Source organism: Vagococcus sp. WN89Y (genome assembly GCF_052220145.1).
Classification (GTDB): Bacteria; Pseudomonadota; Gammaproteobacteria; order Enterobacterales; family Enterobacteriaceae; genus Kosakonia.
This window is the reverse complement of the sequence record NZ_JBQPOM010000028.1, coordinates 126,315-141,474: the sequence shown is the minus strand read 5'-3', so window position 1 is coordinate 141,474 and position 15,160 is coordinate 126,315. Positions and strand designations below refer to the sequence as shown.

The following is a 15,160-nucleotide window of genomic DNA, read 5'->3' as shown; positions in this document are numbered from 1 at the left end:
AAAAAGCGCGGCATAACACCGCGCAAGGATAATCAACATTTACTCAGTGTTATTGTTTTTTACGCCCGTATATCGCCCAGGTAATCACTACGCAGGCAATATAGAACACGAGGAATACTTTCATTGCCCCCGCCGGAGAGCCGGTCAACGCCAGCGAGGTGCCAAAGGCTTTCGGAATAAAAAATCCGCCAATGGCGCCGATTGCCGAGATAAACCCAAGCGCCGCTGCAGTTTCAGTACCTGCTTCACGCATGGCTTCCGCTTCGCTACGCCCTTCTTTTTTAACGCGCTCCATCGTCATTTTACGGAAAATAACTGAAATCATCTGGAACGTTGAGCCACTGCCCAGCCCGGCGGTCAGGAACAGCACCAAAAAGACGCCAAAGAAAGCGATAAAATTACCGTCTGAACCTTCGCCAGGCAGGGTGAGGAACAGCAGTGCGCTAAAAATAGCCATCACCACAAAGTTCACCAGCGTAACGCGCGTGCCGCCCAGGCGATCGGAGATAGCGCCGCCAGCCGAACGAGCAAGCGCCCCCACCAGCGGGCCACAGAAAGCAAATTGCAGGATCTGGACGTCAGGAAACTGGGTTTTCGATAACATGGCGAACCCCGCCGAAAAGCCAATGAATGAGCCGAATGTTGCCAGATACAAAAAGCTCATGATCCACATATGCGGGCGTTTAAGCACCGGTAACTGATCGCGCAAAGAAGCCTTCGACGCCGCCAGTTCATTCATGCCAAACCAGGCCGCCAGGGTAAAGACAACCAGCAGCGGAACCCACACCCATGCGGCATTTTCCAGATACAGCATGGAGCCGTCCGGTTGCTCAACACCGCTGGCGCCGAAGATGGCAAACATTGAAACAGAAACGGCCAGCGGCGCGACCAGCTGCATCACGCTGACGCCGAGGTTTCCCAGGCCGCCGTTAATCCCCAGTGCGCCGCCCTGCTTCTGCTTAGGAAAGAAGAAGCTGATGTTCGCCATGCTGGAGGCAAAGTTTGCTCCGGCAAAACCGCAAAGCAGCGAAATAATGATAAATGTGCTGTACGGCGTGGTCGGGTCCTGCACCGCAAAACCCAGCCAGACACAGGGCACTATCATGATGCCGGTACTGAAGGCCGTCCAGCGACGACCGCCGAACACCGGTACCATAAATGAGTAAGGAACGCGTAACAGCGCGCCGGAGACAGACGGCAGCGCCGTCAGTAAGAACAGCTGGTCAGTCGTAAACTGAAATCCCACCTTAGGTAAATTCACCGCCACTGCACTAAACAACATCCACACGCAAAAAGCCAAAAGCAGGCAAGGCACGGAAATCCACAGGTTGCGGCTGGCAACGCGATGGCCCTGCTGCTGCCAGAAAGCCGGATCTTCAGGACGCCAGTCGGTGATGACATGACTGGATGAACTTTTTTCCGGTACGGTTGAGTGATGCATATACACCTCTGCTGATCGATTTGATGCCTGCCACCTTAATTTGTGCTGTGCCGGTTAAGTTGATATAAATCAAAGGAAAAGCTGCCCTCCCGGCGGTCAAAAAAACGCCATGCTCATTTGTGAGTAGCGCGTAGTGACAAAAAAGGTGTGGTTTTTCACGCGTCAAAGTCTCACAGAGCAAATCGCGAGTGCAAACCGCAGAACACTGGCAATAAAGGAGTAACCCTTTTGGGGTATGGGTATACCCCGGTCGATAGCCGACAATATCGCCAACCGCACAGTTCGCGGGCCAGGAGTCATTAACATCTATGCTAAAACGCCTTTTCTCACCGCTTACGCTGGTCAATCAACTGGCGTTGATTATGTTGCTTTCCACCGTTACCGGTATCGCCGGAATGGCCATTTCCGGCTGGCTGGTTCAGGGGGTTCAGGGCAGTGCTCACGCGATAAATAAGGCCGGTTCACTGCGGATGCAAAGCTACCGTTTGCTGGCGGCGGTTCCCCTGCAAGAAGATGAATACCACCTGTTTACCGAGATGGAACAGACCGCTTTTAGCAACGAACTTGCCCAGGCCGCGATGCGGGACAACCAGCTTGCACAGCTGCATGCGCTGCAAAACTACTGGCGCAATGAGGTGGTGCCTGCTATTAAGGCGGCGCAAAAAACGGAGGACGTTGCCCCAACCATTGCCCTCTTTGTCAGCCAGATAGATAGCCTGGTCAGCGCATTTGAAAGCGGCACCGAGCAGCGTATTGAACAGGTCGTGATTTTGCATCGGATGCTGGCGTTATTGATGGGGCTGCTGCTGCTGTTTACGGTTATCTGGCTGCGGGCGCGGCTGCTGCGTCCCTGGCAGCAGTTATTACAAATGGCGCGGGCGGTCAGCCAGCGTGATTTCACCCAGCGGGCGCATATCAGCGGGCGCAATGAGATGGCTATCCTTGGCGAGGCGCTAAACAACATGTCCGGCGAGCTGGCGGAAAGTTACGCGGTGCTGGAGCAGCGGGTGCAGGAGAAAACGGCCGGGCTTGAGCAAAAAAACCAGATCCTGTCGTTTTTGTGGCAGGCTAACCATCGCCTGCACTCACGCATTCCTTTGTGCGAGCGGTTGTCGCCAGTGCTTAACGGTTTGCAAAATCTGACGCTGCTCCATGATATTGAACTGCGCGTGTACGATACGGATGACGAAGAGAACCATCAGGAGTTTACCTGCCAGTCGACGGAAAGCTGCGATGATAAAGGTTGCCATTTATGCCCACGCGGCGTTGCGCCGGAGCCTTCCAGCGGGGGTACCGCGCTGAAATGGCGGCTGGCAGATGCGCACATGCAGTATGGTTTACTGCTGGCAACACTCCCGGCGGGCCGCCATTTAAGTCACGACCAGCAGCAGCTGGTTGATACACTGGTGGAGCAAATCACCGCGACGCTTGCGCTTGACCGCCATCAGGACAGGCAGCAGCAGATGATGGTGATGGAAGAGCGTACCACCATTGCCCGCGAACTGCACGACTCGATTGCCCAGTCTCTTTCCTGCATGAAGATGCAGGTCAGCTGCCTGCAAATGCAGGGAGAGGCACTGCCGCAAAGCAGCCAGCAGCTACTGGGTCAGATACGTAATGAGCTGAATACGTCGTGGGCGCAACTGCGTGAACTGCTCACCACCTTCCGCTTACAATTAACGGAAGCGGGTCTGCGCCCGGCGCTGGAGTCCAGCTGCCGGGAGTACAGCGAACGCCTGGGGTTTGAGGTGATGCTGGATTACCAGCTGCCGCCGCGCCTGGTGCCTTCGCATCAGGCCATTCATCTGCTGCAAATTGCCCGCGAGGCGCTGAGCAATGTATTAAAACATGCTGGCGCGACTGCGGTCAGCGTGGCGGTGAAACAGCAGGAAAACCGGGTCATACTGCGCATCAGTGATAACGGCAGCGGCATCCCGGTCAATGCAGAACGAACCAACCATTACGGGTTGATAATTATGCGAGATCGCGCGCAAAGTTTGCGCGGCGACTGCCAGGTCAGACCGGGAGAAACCGGCGGTACTGAGGTTGTCGTGTCATTTATTCCAGAGAAATTTTTCTCATCCATGCAAGGAGATACCCATGAGTAATCAGGAACCGGCTACTATCCTCCTGATCGACGACCATCCGATGCTGCGAACCGGCGTGAAGCAGTTGATTAGCATGGCGCCCGATATCACCGTGGTCGGCGAAGCCAGCAACGGAGAACAAGGCATTGAACTGGCGGAGTCACTGGACCCGGATCTGATTATGCTGGATCTCAATATGCCAGGGATGAACGGCCTGGAAACCCTCGATAAGCTGCGCGAAAAAGCCCTCTCCGGGCGCGTGGTGGTGTTCAGCGTCTCCAACCATGAAGAAGACGTAGTGACAGCGCTGAAGCGCGGGGCTGACGGCTATCTGTTAAAAGATATGGAGCCGGAAGACTTGCTCAAAGCCTTACAGCAGGCGGCCGCCGGTGAGATGGTGCTCAGCGAAGCTTTAACACCGGTACTGGCCGCCAGCCTGCGCGCTAACCGCGCGACCTCCGATCGGGATGTCAGCCAGCTTACGCCGCGTGAGCGCGATATCCTGAAGCTGATTGCCCAGGGATTGCCGAACAAAATGATTGCTCGCAGGCTGGATATCACCGAAAGCACGGTTAAAGTGCACGTAAAACATATGCTGAAAAAGATGAAACTGAAATCCCGCGTCGAAGCGGCGGTGTGGGTGCACCAGGAGCGTATCTTCTGATTATTGCGCCGCAGGCATCATCCAGTCAGTTACCCCTTCTGCCGCCGGAGCGATAACCGGCGGCGTCAGTTTCAGCTCGATGGTGTTAGATTCCACGCGCTGCCCTTTCTCATCTTCCACCAGCGCACTCAGCACCCAACGGTTTGTTGCGCCTTCGCTATTATCCCAGCGCGGCATAATTAGCGTCCAGCCGTTGCTGCTGCGGGCATCGGGCGGCGGCGTCAGGCTAAGGGCTTGCGTATCGCCCTGCCAGCTAATGGCGCGAATTCCGTGAGTACTGTTGACCTGCAATTTTAGCGCCACGGTTTCTCCTGGCTGAAGATCCCAGGGCGGCGTGGCGAGGAAAACGGAGAGTGTTTTACGCTGGCGGAATTCAAACACCGGCAGCGAGTTGCGCGTCGGGCTGTCGTAGCGGCTACCGCGAAGCGACGTACTGGCGGCCACTTCACTGGCAGAGAGTTGCTTGCGCAACGGCACGCCAAAACGGTAATTGAGCTTCAGCCCCAGATCGTTCTGGCTCACCCCGCTCTCTCCCTGGCGGTGCTCGGCTGTGAACGTGACCAACGGCACCGGGGTATAATTTACCCCCAGCTTGACGGCCACCGGGTTGTGATAACCGGTCCCGGTATTAAACAGATCCACGTTTTCGCCAAAGTACTGTTCAAGGCTGACGCTGGTATTGAGCTGGCGATAAAATGGCAGCCTTGCCTGGGCCGTGACATCGTAACCACGCGCCATACGCTGTTGCTGCGTGGCATCCTGCCAGCCCCAGCTCGTTACCGGCTGGTAATAGTTGGCGGAAAAGCGTAAGTTTTCCCCCCACGCTTCTGCTCCCAGCCCGGCGCGCCCGAGGTTATCTTCCAGTTGCGTATCGTAAAAGGTGTTATAGCCAAGCAGCCAGTCACCGGCTATCCAGCGCTGACCAATACCCACATTCCCCACCAGGGCGTCATCCTGCTGGGTTAGCCCGAGCATACTCCAGCTCAGATAACGATCGTTATCCTGCAAAGGTACGAACCAATCGCCATGACTGCCGCTAAAACCGCCCTCATTATCAACCTTCACATCAACCGTGGCATTTCCCCAGGGCGACAGCCAGGATTCGACATGCTGATTAACCTCACCGCTCACCACATCGCGCAACTGGCCAAAAGCGAACTGGCGAGCCTGCTCCCCGGCGGTCAGACCGTTATCCACCATGCTGGCTTCACCAAAGGCTTTGGCCATCTCTGCGAAGTGTTTTTCCTGGGCATCAGTTTCCGCCGCCATACCAAGATCCGGTAGGCCATCGCCATTGTTATCGAAGGGATTTTCCGCCTGCTGTACAAAACGGTTTTGCTGCGCGCTGGCGACACCTCCTGCCAGGGACAAGAGTAGAAAATAGCGTAGATAAGGTGTAACTCGTCGTATCACGTTGTTAATGCCAGTCAGCCCTTTTTTGCACGAAGACTCTTTAAGGTTACCGTTTTTTTGCTTGTCAGTGCAGTCAGCGCGTTTTTTTCAGGAAAATCCTTACCTCCCGCGCTTCGTCAGAACTACAGTTAATGCATCATCTTTGCAAAGAGAGTGGCTATGAACAAACGTCTTAAATGGGCCTTATGGAGCGCGATGATGTTTTACGGCGCGCAGGCAAGCGCCAATACGCTGTTTAACCTGCAATCTCCTGCCTTCGCGGATAATGCTCTGATGGAGAAAAAATTCGCCGGCAACGCCAGCAATAACCCTAATTGCACTGGCGAAAATCAGTCGCCTGCGCTGGTCTGGAGCAATCCACCAACCGGAACGCAAAGTTTTGCCCTGATTGTCCACGATCCTGAAGGGGCTTCCGGCCTCGGCGTCACCCATCTGGTTGCTTATAATATCCCGCCTTCCGCCACCGGCTTTGCGCAAAATGCGCTGCGCGACGGAAAAGGTTTTACCGGCGGCAAAAACACGCCTGGCAACCTGCGCTGGCATGGCCCCTGCCCGCCACCGGGAAGCGGCGCACATCACTATACCTTCACGCTTATCGCCACCTCGCTGCCGCCAACGCTACCCGAAGGGCTGACCCGCGATGCGCTGTTCGGCAAACTCAAAGGCCACACGCTGGCGGCAACCGGCCTGATTGGCCGCTTCGGGCAGTAATTTTTGCATGCCCCCAAAGGGCGCAGTAGCATAAGCCGTTAAAATGCAAATCCAGCGAAGGAGTGAAGATGCAAAAGTTAGTGATTATCGCCAACGGTGCCGCCTACGGCAGCGAATCGCTGTTTAATAGCCTGCGCCTGGCGATTGCTCTGCGCGAGCAAGATGCCAACATCGACCTGCGCCTTTTTTTAATGTCTGATGCGGTGACGGCGGGACTGCGCGGGCAAAAACCGGCTGAAGGCTACAATATTCAGCAAATGCTGGAGATCCTGACTGCACAGCAGGTACCGGTGAAGCTGTGTAAAACCTGTACTGACGGGCGTGGGATCACCGGGTTGACGCTGGTTGACGGGGTGGAAATCGGCACGCTGGTCGAACTTGCTCAGTGGACGCTGGCTGCGGATAAGGTATTAACCTTCTGATCCCGAATTTAATCTTTTTTCGGCGCGTTTTACGCACGGTTTAACGCGCCGCTTCCTGCCCCTGCCGCACAATGTCATTTTTGTTTAATCGTTGCGCCATTTTTTGATCAAAATCAGCATCCGTACCCCTGCCGTTTGGTGTTATTTCCTGAGTGAATTGTGAACAAAATCACGCAGAGGATTTTCCCGCAAGGAGCGCGCTGTTAAACACGACGGGGTTGAAAATGGCATTGGTAAAGGCAAGTTTGAAGTTATTTGGCGGAGACACGGTGGTCGTTCGCTGTTCGGAGAGTTGTCATATCCATCTGATGAGCGAAAAAAGCCGCACGCATCCTCAGAGCGATATTTTAAGTGTTCAGAACCGCGCCAACGCTTATCTGGCGGTGCCTTACAGCGGCGTCTGGAATGTGCTGATTGATAGCCATAGCCAGTCGCTGGAGCACTCAATCAGCTACGTTACCGCCTGACAGGCCATCAGGCAAAGCCAGGCTTCATCTCCGGGCCTGGTTTTTCCCCCGCAAGAAGATCGCGCACTCGTCTCACCAGCTCGTTCAGGCAGTCGTCCTGCATGCCAAGCTTGCAAAGCTCTTGCTCAAGCGAGAAAAGATATTGTGCGTTGGTACCGAGCGGGCCGCTGGCTTCGGCAATCAGCGGCGCGATTATCTGCGCGCGGGTGTCAGATTCGTAAAGCGCGTGGCGAGGGTCCATGATAAACACCAGCGCGTAGATTTCGCGACCATCTTCCAGACGCAGTTTGCACCAGCTCGGCAGATAGCAACCGGTGATCATCTCCCGCTTCCAGAGCAGGGTCAGCTCCTCTTCCAGTATCGCCTCCGGCAGGCGATAAGCAACACCCGTGGTGCAACCACCCTCTTTTAGTGCAAGCATCCGCCCCGGTTTGCAGGCCGTGCCGCGACCGGCGGTCAGGCGCAAACAGAACGCTCTGTGCCAGCCAGCAAGCGTTGCTGTGCAGGATTCCTCATACTCCAGCGCCGGGTTCCACATCAGCGAACCATAACCGAAAATCCACACCGGTCCGCTTGATGGCCGCCCGGCGAGCGTGGCTGCAAGCGAGGCAGCACGCTGTTGCGACGACCACAGCAACGACTCTTCAATATCACCAAACGCCGTTTTACAATCGGCCTTCATCAGGAAATCACGCGTTAACACTTTTACCTCCGCCACCGCATGCTTCCTTGCAACGACTTTACTGCTGCCTTCCCGACACGTGCTGCTTTAAGCGCAGCTTACGATGAACATATGCAATTCGCGGGCCGGTTGCAAGCCTCTGGCAAGGCGATGGCGGATTCGCCGCTATTTCTTTTTATGCCACTTATCATCGTCGCCTTTTTCGTACTCATTTTTAACCGCGGCCCAGGCGACACGGTGCGCGGTTTCTTCACGGCTGGCATCACCGCGCCGGTCTTCTTTGTCCTTGTACTGATCCCAGGCACTGTTAAAAGCTTCTTTATAAATATCCTGCGCGTGGGCAGGCAGAACGTGTTGTACGCTATCCGGCAGGTCAGATTTTGATTTATAAGGCATCTTCTGGCTCCTTTTGGTGTTAAAGCGTTAAGTCTGGACGATAAAAGCGCGTTGCGCCAGCTTGCGTCTTTATATGCCACAGCGAGTTTTTATCTAACTGTTATATAAACATAATTAAAACAAAATCGATAAATTCAGCCACTTTAAAGGTAAATACGCTGCTTGCGGTAAAATTACGTAAAAAACCGACGAAAAAACACGTCTTTTGCTATTTTAAGGCGTATTTCATTTTAATTTTTTGGCAAACACCTGCATGACCTTTGGAGAATAATATGACAACAACACACGAGGCGGTGAAGACCCGCCACAAGGAGACCACCCTTATTTTCCCGGTGCTGGCACTGGCAGTGCTGCTCTTCTGGGGAAGCTCGCAGTCGCTGCCAGTGGTTGTCGGGATAAATATTCTGGCGCTGGTGGGTATTTTATCCAGCGCATTTAGCGTGGTTCGCCACGCCGATGTCCTGGCGCACCGTCTTGGTGAACCCTATGGCTCGCTGATCCTGAGCCTTTCGGTGGTCATTCTGGAAGTCAGCCTGATTTCCGCCCTGATGGCAACCGGAGACGCCGCACCGACGCTGATGCGCGACACGCTCTACTCCATCATTATGATTGTGACCGGCGGGCTGGTGGGCTTCTCGCTGCTGCTGGGTGGGCAAAAATTTGCCACACAATATATGAATCTGTTTGGCATCAAACAGTATCTGATAGCGCTCTTTCCGCTGGCCATTATTGTGCTGGTGTTTCCGATGGCGCTGCCGCTGGGCAATTTTAGCGTCGCCCAGTCTCTGCTGGTCGCGCTGATTTCTGCGGCCATGTACGGGGTGTTTTTGCTTATTCAGACAAAAACGCATCAAAGCCTGTTTATCTATGAGCATGAAGATGAAAGCGACGACGACGACCCGCATCACGGAAAACCGTCTGCGCATAGCAGCCTGTGGCATACGGTATGGCTGATCGTACATCTTATTGCGGTGATTGCCGTCACTAAAATGAACGCGAAACCGCTGGAAGCGCTGCTTGGCGAAATGAACGCCCCTGTCGCCTTTACCGGTTTCCTTGTCGCGCTGTTGATTCTCTCGCCGGAAGGATTAGGCGCGTTGAAAGCGGTGCTGAACAATCAGGTACAGCGCGCAATGAACCTCTTTTTCGGTTCCGTGCTGGCAACTATCTCGTTAACGGTACCGGTGGTAACGCTTATTGCCTGGTTCACCGGCAACGAGTTGCTGTTCGCTCTTGATGCGCCGGAAATGATTGTTATGGTCGCATCGCTGTTGCTGTGCCAGCTGTCGTTCTCCACCGGGCGAACCAATGTTCTGAACGGCGCGGCGCATATGGCGCTGTTTGCCGCCTACCTGATGACCATTTTTGTCTGATAGCCGCAGGCGCAATAAAAACCCCGTGGGTCAACACGGGGTTTTAACCAACCAAACCTGCCTTCGCAGGTTTTTTTACGGCTGTTCGGTATCGAGCTCGTCGAAGCTTTTCACCAGATCGTCAATGGCTTTGATCTGCTTGAGGAATGGCTCCAGTTTTGACAGCGGCAGCGCGGACGGGCCATCGCATTTCGCGTTGTCCGGGTCCGGGTGCGCTTCGATAAACAGACCCGCCAGCCCGGTTGCCATACCCGCGCGCGCCAGCTCGGCTACCTGCCCACGGCGACCGCCGGAGGCCGCGCCAAACGGGTCACGGCATTGCAGCGCGTGGGTCACGTCGAAAATCACCGGTGAATTGCCGGAGACTTTTTTCATTACGCTAAATCCAAGCATATCGACGACCAGATTATCGTAGCCAAAATTCGCGCCGCGATCGCAAAGGATAACCTTGTCGTTACCGCCTTCGTGGAACTTATCAACGATATTGCCCATCTGGCCGGGGCTGACAAACTGCGGTTTTTTCACGTTAATCACAGCGCCCGTTTTCGCCATCGCTTCCACCAGATCGGTCTGGCGGGCAAGAAACGCCGGAAGCTGAATCACATCGACCACGTCGGCCACCGGCTGCGCCTGGCTTGCTTCGTGCACGTCGGTGATGATTTTCACGCCAAACTGCTGCTTCAGCTCCTGAAAGATTTTCATCCCTTCTTCGAGGCCTGGCCCACGATAGGATTTAATGGAAGAGCGGTTGGCTTTATCAAAAGAGGCTTTGAACACATACGGAATGCCCAGTTTCTGGGTCACGGTGACATAGTGTTCGCAAATGCGCATCGCCAGATCGCGTGATTCCAGCACGTTCATACCACCAAACAGTACAAACGGCAGGTCGTTCGCGACCTTAATGTCGCCAATGCTAACCACTTTTTGTTTCATAAAATCGCCTTATCGAGTGTGAATCGGAACAAATTCTTAATGCAGGGTGATCTGTTTGTGTGCAATTGTATTGATTTGCGCGCGGATCATCTCACTGATGGGATCTTCCGGGCACTGCTCGACGAAATAACTCAGATCGTTGAGCGCCACATGATCGCAATCCAGCTGTGCGTAAATCAGCCCGCGGTCGCGGATTTCATACGGGTCTTCAGGGTTGAATTGCAGCAGCGCTTCGCTGGCGCGCAGGGCCAGTTCCATCTGCTGCTCCTCCATCAGCGCTGATTTCAGCGTATCGAGCAGCTTGCGGATAACCTCCGCGTTATCGGCTTCATCCAGATCTTCATTGAACAGCTCGGCCACCGGGCTGATATTGCCTTTCAGCCACACTTCCAGCGTGTGCTCATCCAGCGTGTCGCCGTTAAACGGATTAATAAGCCACATTTCGCCGTCCAGCCACTCTGCCCGCAGAATAAGCTGCGTCGGGAAAATGACCGGCATTAGCGGAATATTCAGCCGCCCGGCAACCCACAGCAAAATCGCCCCCAGCGCGACCGCGCTGCCCTGGCGGTTTTGCAGGACTTTATCGAGCCACAATGCGTCCGAAAGCCGGTACACGCCGCGCGTATCTTTAAAGCCCCATTCGCCATAAAACAGCTCGACGAGTTTCTCCAGTTGCCAGTCCTGAGGTTTCGCCATATTGATTTCTTCGCGTGCAAGACTGAGCAGACGTTCCAGCTCGTCATGCACGTACTGTGAAGGAAAATCATCACGGATCAGCTCGGAAACCAGCATCATTCCGTCGCATAACGGCGCTTTGTTAAATTCGAAATCGGCTAACGACCTCATGTCTTACCCCAGTATCGGTACTTTTGTGGCGGCGAGTTTAATGATGATGTACAGCACCACCAGTCCCAGCATAAAGGCAACAAAACCCGTTTGCTGGCTGCGCGGACGGTGTCGTCCAAGCGCAATAAAACCCAAAACGATGTAGATGATAACGCCAAACAACTTTTCAGTCAGCCATGCGCCTTTAACAGTAAAAGGGAAATAGCCTGTCACCCACATTAAACCCGCCCCACTGAACAACAACACGCTGTCCACAATATGCGGCACAACGCGCACCCAGCGTGCCTGTAACCGTGGATCGCCGAACCAGCGCCACCAATAGCGTAAGACAAACAGGCTGATGGTCAACACCACCGAGGCCAAATGCAGAAAAATCAGGAAATTAAAGGTGTCCATTATCCTGTTACTCCTGTTGTGGTCGTTTCCCCACCGTCAGGCGCTCGTTACCGCCATAGTCGCGGCAGGTTTCCACCTGCTGCCAGCCATAATCGTTAAATAGCGCCCGCACCGCCTCGCCCTGCTGCCAGCCATGCTCCAGCAACAGCCAGCCGCCTGGCAGAATAAACTGCCGCGCATCGCGAATAATGGTTTGTAAATCAGCCAGCCCGTTATCTGCCGCCACCAGCGCGCTGAGCGGTTCGAAACGGACATCCCCCTGCGCAAGATGCGGGTCTTGCTCATCAATATAGGGAGGATTGCTGACTATCATGGCATAGTGCTCGCCGCCAAGCGCGCTAAACCAGTGGCTTTGCCGGAACGTAACATTATCTATGCCTAACTGCGCCGCGTTACGCTGCGCCAGCGCGACCGCTTGCGGGATAAAATCGACGCCGGTGACGGTGCAGTCCGGGCGCTCGCTGGCCAGCGCCAGCGCAATCGCGCCGGTGCCTGTGCCCAAATCCAGCACCTGGCAGGGTGTTGCCGGAAGACGGGCTAACGCCTGCTCAACCAGGCACTCGGTGTCCGGGCGCGGAATTAAGGTATCAGAGGAAACAAACAGCGGAAGCGACCAGAACTCGCGCACGCCAACCAGATGGGCCACCGGCTCGCCGCGCACGCGCCGGTCCAGCAGCGCCGCGAGCTGGTGTTGCTGCAAATCGGTGAGCTGCGTTTCGCCGAATGCCAGAATAAAGGTGCGCGCTTTACCCGTAACGAAGCCAAGCAGAATTTCCGCATCACGCCGCGGGCTTTCGCTTGCCGCAAGCTGGCTTATCGCCTCACGCAACCACTGTTGATAATCCATTAATCCTGCCCGGCGAGGGCCGCCAGCTGGTCGGCCTGGTATTCCTGTACAATCGGTTCGATAAGCATATCCAGCTTCCCTTCCATCACTTCATCCAGACGATACAGCGTCAGGTTAATACGGTGATCGGTCACCCTCCCTTGCGGGAAGTTATACGTCCGGTTGCGATCGCTGCGGTCACCGCTACCTAACAGGTTACGACGGGTCGAGGCTTCCGCCTGCTGGCGCTTCGCCATTTCCGCCGCGTGGATACGCGCGCCGAGCACCGCCAGCGCCTTGGCTTTGTTTTTATGCTGAGAACGCTCGTCCTGGCACTCTACAACAATACCGGTCGGCAAGTGGGTGATACGAATCGCAGAATCCGTGGTGTTAACGTGCTGACCGCCCGCGCCTGAAGAGCGGAAGGTGTCGATACGTAAATCTGCCGGGTTGATGTCCGGCAGTTCGGCCTCGGGAAGTTCAGGCATCACCGCGACGGTACAGGCAGAGGTATGAATTCGCCCCTGAGATTCCGTGGCCGGAACACGCTGCACGCGATGGCCGCCGGACTCGAACTTGAGACGCCCGTAAACGCCGTCGCCGATGATTTTGGCGATCACTTCTTTATACCCGCCATGCTCGCCCTCGTTGGCGCTCATGATTTCTACGCGCCAGCGGCGGGACTCAGCATAACGGCTGTACATGCGAAACAAATCCCCGGCGAACAGCGCTGCTTCATCGCCGCCGGTTCCGGCGCGCACTTCAACAAACGCGTTGCGTTCATCATCCGGGTCTTTAGGCAGCAACAAGACCTGCAACTGCTGCTCCAGCTGCTCGCTTTTCTCTTTTGCTTCACGCAGTTCTTCCTGCGCCATATCGCGCATTTCCGGGTCGTCGAGCAGCATTTGCGCGGTTTCGATATCTTCCTGAATTTGTTGCCAGTCAGTAAAGCAGCGCGACACATCGCTCAGCTGCGCATATTCTCGCGACAAGGCGCGAAAACGCTCCTGATCGGCGATGGTTTGCGCATCACCCAGCAGCGCCTGAACTTCTTCATGGCGTTCATGCAGGGCTTCCAGTTTGGCAACGATAGAAGGCTTCATAGGCGTAAGTGCACCTTTAATATGTGTATGTTGTGCTAATCCAGCCCGAGGCTGTTGCGCAGAATATGCAGGCGGTCGTCGTCCCCGTCACGGGCGGCCTGCTGAAGAGATTTGGTTGGGGCATGAATCAGGCGGTTAGTCAGTTTCCACGCCAGATCCTGCATAATGGCTTGCGGATCGCCACCCTGCTCCAGCGCAGCAATAGCTTTCGCCGTCAGCTCATCGCGAACAGCTTCAGACTGACTACGGTAGTCGCGGATAGTCTCGCTGGCGCTTTGCGCGCGCAGCCAAGCCATAAATTCACTGGTTTCCTGCGCAACGATAGACTCAGCCTGCACGGCTGCGGCCTTACGTTGTTCAAGATTATGCTGGATGATACTTTGCAAGTCGTCAACGCTATAAAGGTAGGCGTTGGCGACTTTACCGACTTCCGGCTCGACATCGCGCGGTACGGCGATATCCACCAGCAGCATGGGCTGATTACGGCGGGCTTTCATCGCCCGCTCCATCATCCCTTTGCCAATGATAGGCAGCGGGCTGGCGGTGGAGCTGATCACGATATCGGCGTCTTTCAGGCGCTCATCGATATCGCTTAGGGAAATCACCTCTGCGCCGACTTCATCGGCCAGCAACTGCGCGCGCTCGCGCGTACGGTTGGCGATAATCATCCGCTGAACTTTGTGCTCGCGCAGATGGCGCGCCACCAGTTCAATGGTTTCTCCGGCACCGACTAACAGCACGCTAACGCTTGAGAGAGATTCAAAAATTTGCCGGGCCAGGGTACAGGCGGCAAAGGCCACCGAGACCGCGCTGGCGCCGATGTCCGTTTCCGTGCGCACACGCTTGGCAACGGAAAACGACTTCTGGAACATGCGCTCCAGATCGCTGGCATTGCCGTGACCGCGACGGGAATCCGCGTAGGCTTTTTTCACCTGACCGAGAATTTGCGGCTCGCCCAGCACCAGCGAATCCAGCCCGCTCGCGACGCGCATTAAATGGCGGACCGCGTCGTTATCCTCGTGCCAGTAAAGGCTCTGGCGCACTTCTTCTTCACGCAGATGGTGATAGTCGCACAGCCAGCGCACTAACGCTTCGCGCAGGTTATCCTGCTCTTCCACGCTCAGATAAAGCTCAGTGCGGTTACAGGTTGACAGCACTACTCCGCCCTGCACCATCGGCTGGGACAGCAGGCTCTCCAGAGCCTGGTCAAGCGTTTGCGGCGAAAATGCAATGCGTTCTCGCAACGAAACGGGTGCCGTTTTGTGGTTGATGCCTAGTGCTAAAAGGGTCATGGGCGCGGGAATAGTACCAACGTTGATAAGGTTAGACTGCACGCATCATACAGGATGAGCGAGGTCAATAAAAGAGTGACTACCCTTTTGGAGTAATTGGTAATTTTA

16 protein-coding genes are annotated in these 15,160 nt (G+C 55.3%); 6 read left to right on the top strand and 10 right to left on the bottom strand.

The genetic code is table 11. The annotated features are described in order from the left end of the window. Positions 1-49: 49 nt before the first annotated feature. Entirely contained in the window at positions 50-1,441 is a 1,392-nt protein-coding gene (locus ACTU3N_RS09290; protein ID WP_443085840.1) for a NarK family nitrate/nitrite MFS transporter, read from the bottom strand. 308 nt (positions 1,442-1,749) lie between these two features. On the opposite strand from ACTU3N_RS09290, the gene narX reads away from it, so the two are divergent. Continuing rightward, on the top strand, positions 1,750-3,549 hold the full coding sequence (gene narX / locus ACTU3N_RS09285; RefSeq protein WP_443085839.1) for a nitrate/nitrite two-component system sensor histidine kinase NarX: 1,800 nt from the start codon (positions 1,750-1,752) through the stop codon (positions 3,547-3,549). After that, positions 3,542-4,192, top strand: coding sequence for a two-component system response regulator NarL (gene narL, locus ACTU3N_RS09280; RefSeq protein WP_443085838.1), 651 nt, complete (start codon positions 3,542-3,544; stop codon positions 4,190-4,192). The genes narX and narL overlap by 8 nt, the downstream gene beginning before the upstream one ends. On the opposite strand, the gene ACTU3N_RS09275 is transcribed toward narL, so the two are convergent. After that, positions 4,193-5,605 (bottom strand): YchO/YchP family invasin, encoded by a 1,413-nt coding sequence (locus ACTU3N_RS09275; protein WP_443085837.1) that lies wholly within the window; start codon positions 5,603-5,605, stop codon positions 4,193-4,195. 159 nt (positions 5,606-5,764) lie between these two features. Here ACTU3N_RS09275 and ACTU3N_RS09270 point away from each other — a divergent pair, with 159 nt between their 5' ends. From ACTU3N_RS09270 to ACTU3N_RS09260, 3 genes are all read left to right on the top strand, one after another. Beyond that, entirely contained in the window at positions 5,765-6,316 is a 552-nt protein-coding gene (locus tag ACTU3N_RS09270; RefSeq protein ID WP_443085836.1) for a YbhB/YbcL family Raf kinase inhibitor-like protein, read from the top strand. A 68-nt stretch (positions 6,317-6,384) separates the two neighbouring features. After that, complete coding sequence (locus ACTU3N_RS09265; RefSeq protein WP_443085835.1) at positions 6,385-6,738, top strand: DsrE/DsrF/TusD sulfur relay family protein; 354 nt, start codon at positions 6,385-6,387, stop codon at positions 6,736-6,738. 224 nt (positions 6,739-6,962) lie between these two features. Further along, positions 6,963-7,205, top strand: coding sequence for a hypothetical protein (locus ACTU3N_RS09260; protein WP_443085834.1), 243 nt, complete (start codon positions 6,963-6,965; stop codon positions 7,203-7,205). Between the two features lie 7 nt (positions 7,206-7,212). On the opposite strand, the gene ACTU3N_RS09255 is transcribed toward ACTU3N_RS09260, so the two are convergent. Then, complete coding sequence (locus ACTU3N_RS09255) at positions 7,213-7,923, bottom strand: gamma-glutamylcyclotransferase (RefSeq protein WP_443085833.1); 711 nt, start codon at positions 7,921-7,923, stop codon at positions 7,213-7,215. Positions 7,924-8,052: 129 nt separating this feature from the next. After that, entirely contained in the window at positions 8,053-8,283 is a 231-nt protein-coding gene (chaB, locus tag ACTU3N_RS09250) for a putative cation transport regulator ChaB (protein ID WP_443085832.1), read from the bottom strand. Positions 8,284-8,555: 272 nt separating this feature from the next. Here chaB and chaA point away from each other — a divergent pair, with 272 nt between their 5' ends. Continuing rightward, entirely contained in the window at positions 8,556-9,656 is a 1,101-nt protein-coding gene (gene chaA, locus ACTU3N_RS09245; protein WP_443085831.1) for a sodium-potassium/proton antiporter ChaA, read from the top strand. A gap of 75 nt (positions 9,657-9,731) precedes the next feature. Here the strand turns inward: chaA and kdsA are convergent, their stop codons facing one another. From kdsA to hemA, 6 genes are read right to left on the bottom strand one after another with little or no spacing between them, the layout of a single operon-like run. Next, positions 9,732-10,589: a 3-deoxy-8-phosphooctulonate synthase gene (gene kdsA, locus ACTU3N_RS09240; protein WP_443085830.1), complete on the bottom strand. Its 858-nt coding sequence runs from the start codon at positions 10,587-10,589 to the stop codon at positions 9,732-9,734. A gap of 36 nt (positions 10,590-10,625) precedes the next feature. Then, complete coding sequence (sirB1, locus tag ACTU3N_RS09235) at positions 10,626-11,435, bottom strand: invasion regulator SirB1 (protein ID WP_443085829.1); 810 nt, start codon at positions 11,433-11,435, stop codon at positions 10,626-10,628. 3 nt (positions 11,436-11,438) lie between these two features. Beyond that, positions 11,439-11,831 carry an invasion regulator SirB2 gene (gene sirB2 / locus ACTU3N_RS09230; protein WP_443085828.1) on the bottom strand — a complete coding sequence of 131 codons (393 nt, stop codon included), beginning with the start codon at positions 11,829-11,831 and terminating at the stop codon, positions 11,439-11,441. Between the two features lie 7 nt (positions 11,832-11,838). After that, complete coding sequence (gene prmC / locus ACTU3N_RS09225) at positions 11,839-12,678, bottom strand: peptide chain release factor N(5)-glutamine methyltransferase (protein ID WP_443085827.1); 840 nt, start codon at positions 12,676-12,678, stop codon at positions 11,839-11,841. After that, on the bottom strand, positions 12,678-13,760 hold the full coding sequence (prfA, locus tag ACTU3N_RS09220; RefSeq protein ID WP_443085826.1) for a peptide chain release factor 1: 1,083 nt from the start codon (positions 13,758-13,760) through the stop codon (positions 12,678-12,680). The genes prmC and prfA overlap by 1 nt, the downstream gene beginning before the upstream one ends. 35 nt (positions 13,761-13,795) lie before the next feature. Next, positions 13,796-15,094: a glutamyl-tRNA reductase gene (gene hemA, locus ACTU3N_RS09215; RefSeq protein WP_443085825.1), complete on the bottom strand. Its 1,299-nt coding sequence runs from the start codon at positions 15,092-15,094 to the stop codon at positions 13,796-13,798. Positions 15,095-15,160: the final 66 nt, after the last annotated feature.

Bases quoted from the DNA above. Each gene is read 5' to 3' on its own strand.
- ACTU3N_RS09290 (WP_443085840.1), bottom strand. From the start codon at position 1,441: ATGCATCACTCAACCGTACCGGAAAAAAGTTCATCCAGTCATGTCATC.
- narX (WP_443085839.1), top strand. From the start codon at position 1,750: ATGCTAAAACGCCTTTTCTCACCGCTTACGCTGGTCAATCAACTGGCG.
- narL (WP_443085838.1), top strand. From the start codon at position 3,542: ATGAGTAATCAGGAACCGGCTACTATCCTCCTGATCGACGACCATCCG.
- ACTU3N_RS09270 (WP_443085836.1), top strand. From the start codon at position 5,765: ATGAACAAACGTCTTAAATGGGCCTTATGGAGCGCGATGATGTTTTAC.
- ACTU3N_RS09265 (WP_443085835.1), top strand. From the start codon at position 6,385: ATGCAAAAGTTAGTGATTATCGCCAACGGTGCCGCCTACGGCAGCGAA.
- ACTU3N_RS09260 (WP_443085834.1), top strand. From the start codon at position 6,963: ATGGCATTGGTAAAGGCAAGTTTGAAGTTATTTGGCGGAGACACGGTG.
- chaB (WP_443085832.1), bottom strand. From the start codon at position 8,283: ATGCCTTATAAATCAAAATCTGACCTGCCGGATAGCGTACAACACGTT.
- chaA (WP_443085831.1), top strand. From the start codon at position 8,556: ATGACAACAACACACGAGGCGGTGAAGACCCGCCACAAGGAGACCACC.
- kdsA (WP_443085830.1), bottom strand. From the start codon at position 10,589: ATGAAACAAAAAGTGGTTAGCATTGGCGACATTAAGGTCGCGAACGAC.
- sirB1 (WP_443085829.1), bottom strand. From the start codon at position 11,435: ATGAGGTCGTTAGCCGATTTCGAATTTAACAAAGCGCCGTTATGCGAC.
- sirB2 (WP_443085828.1), bottom strand. From the start codon at position 11,831: ATGGACACCTTTAATTTCCTGATTTTTCTGCATTTGGCCTCGGTGGTG.
- prmC (WP_443085827.1), bottom strand. From the start codon at position 12,678: ATGGATTATCAACAGTGGTTGCGTGAGGCGATAAGCCAGCTTGCGGCA.
- prfA (WP_443085826.1), bottom strand. From the start codon at position 13,760: ATGAAGCCTTCTATCGTTGCCAAACTGGAAGCCCTGCATGAACGCCAT.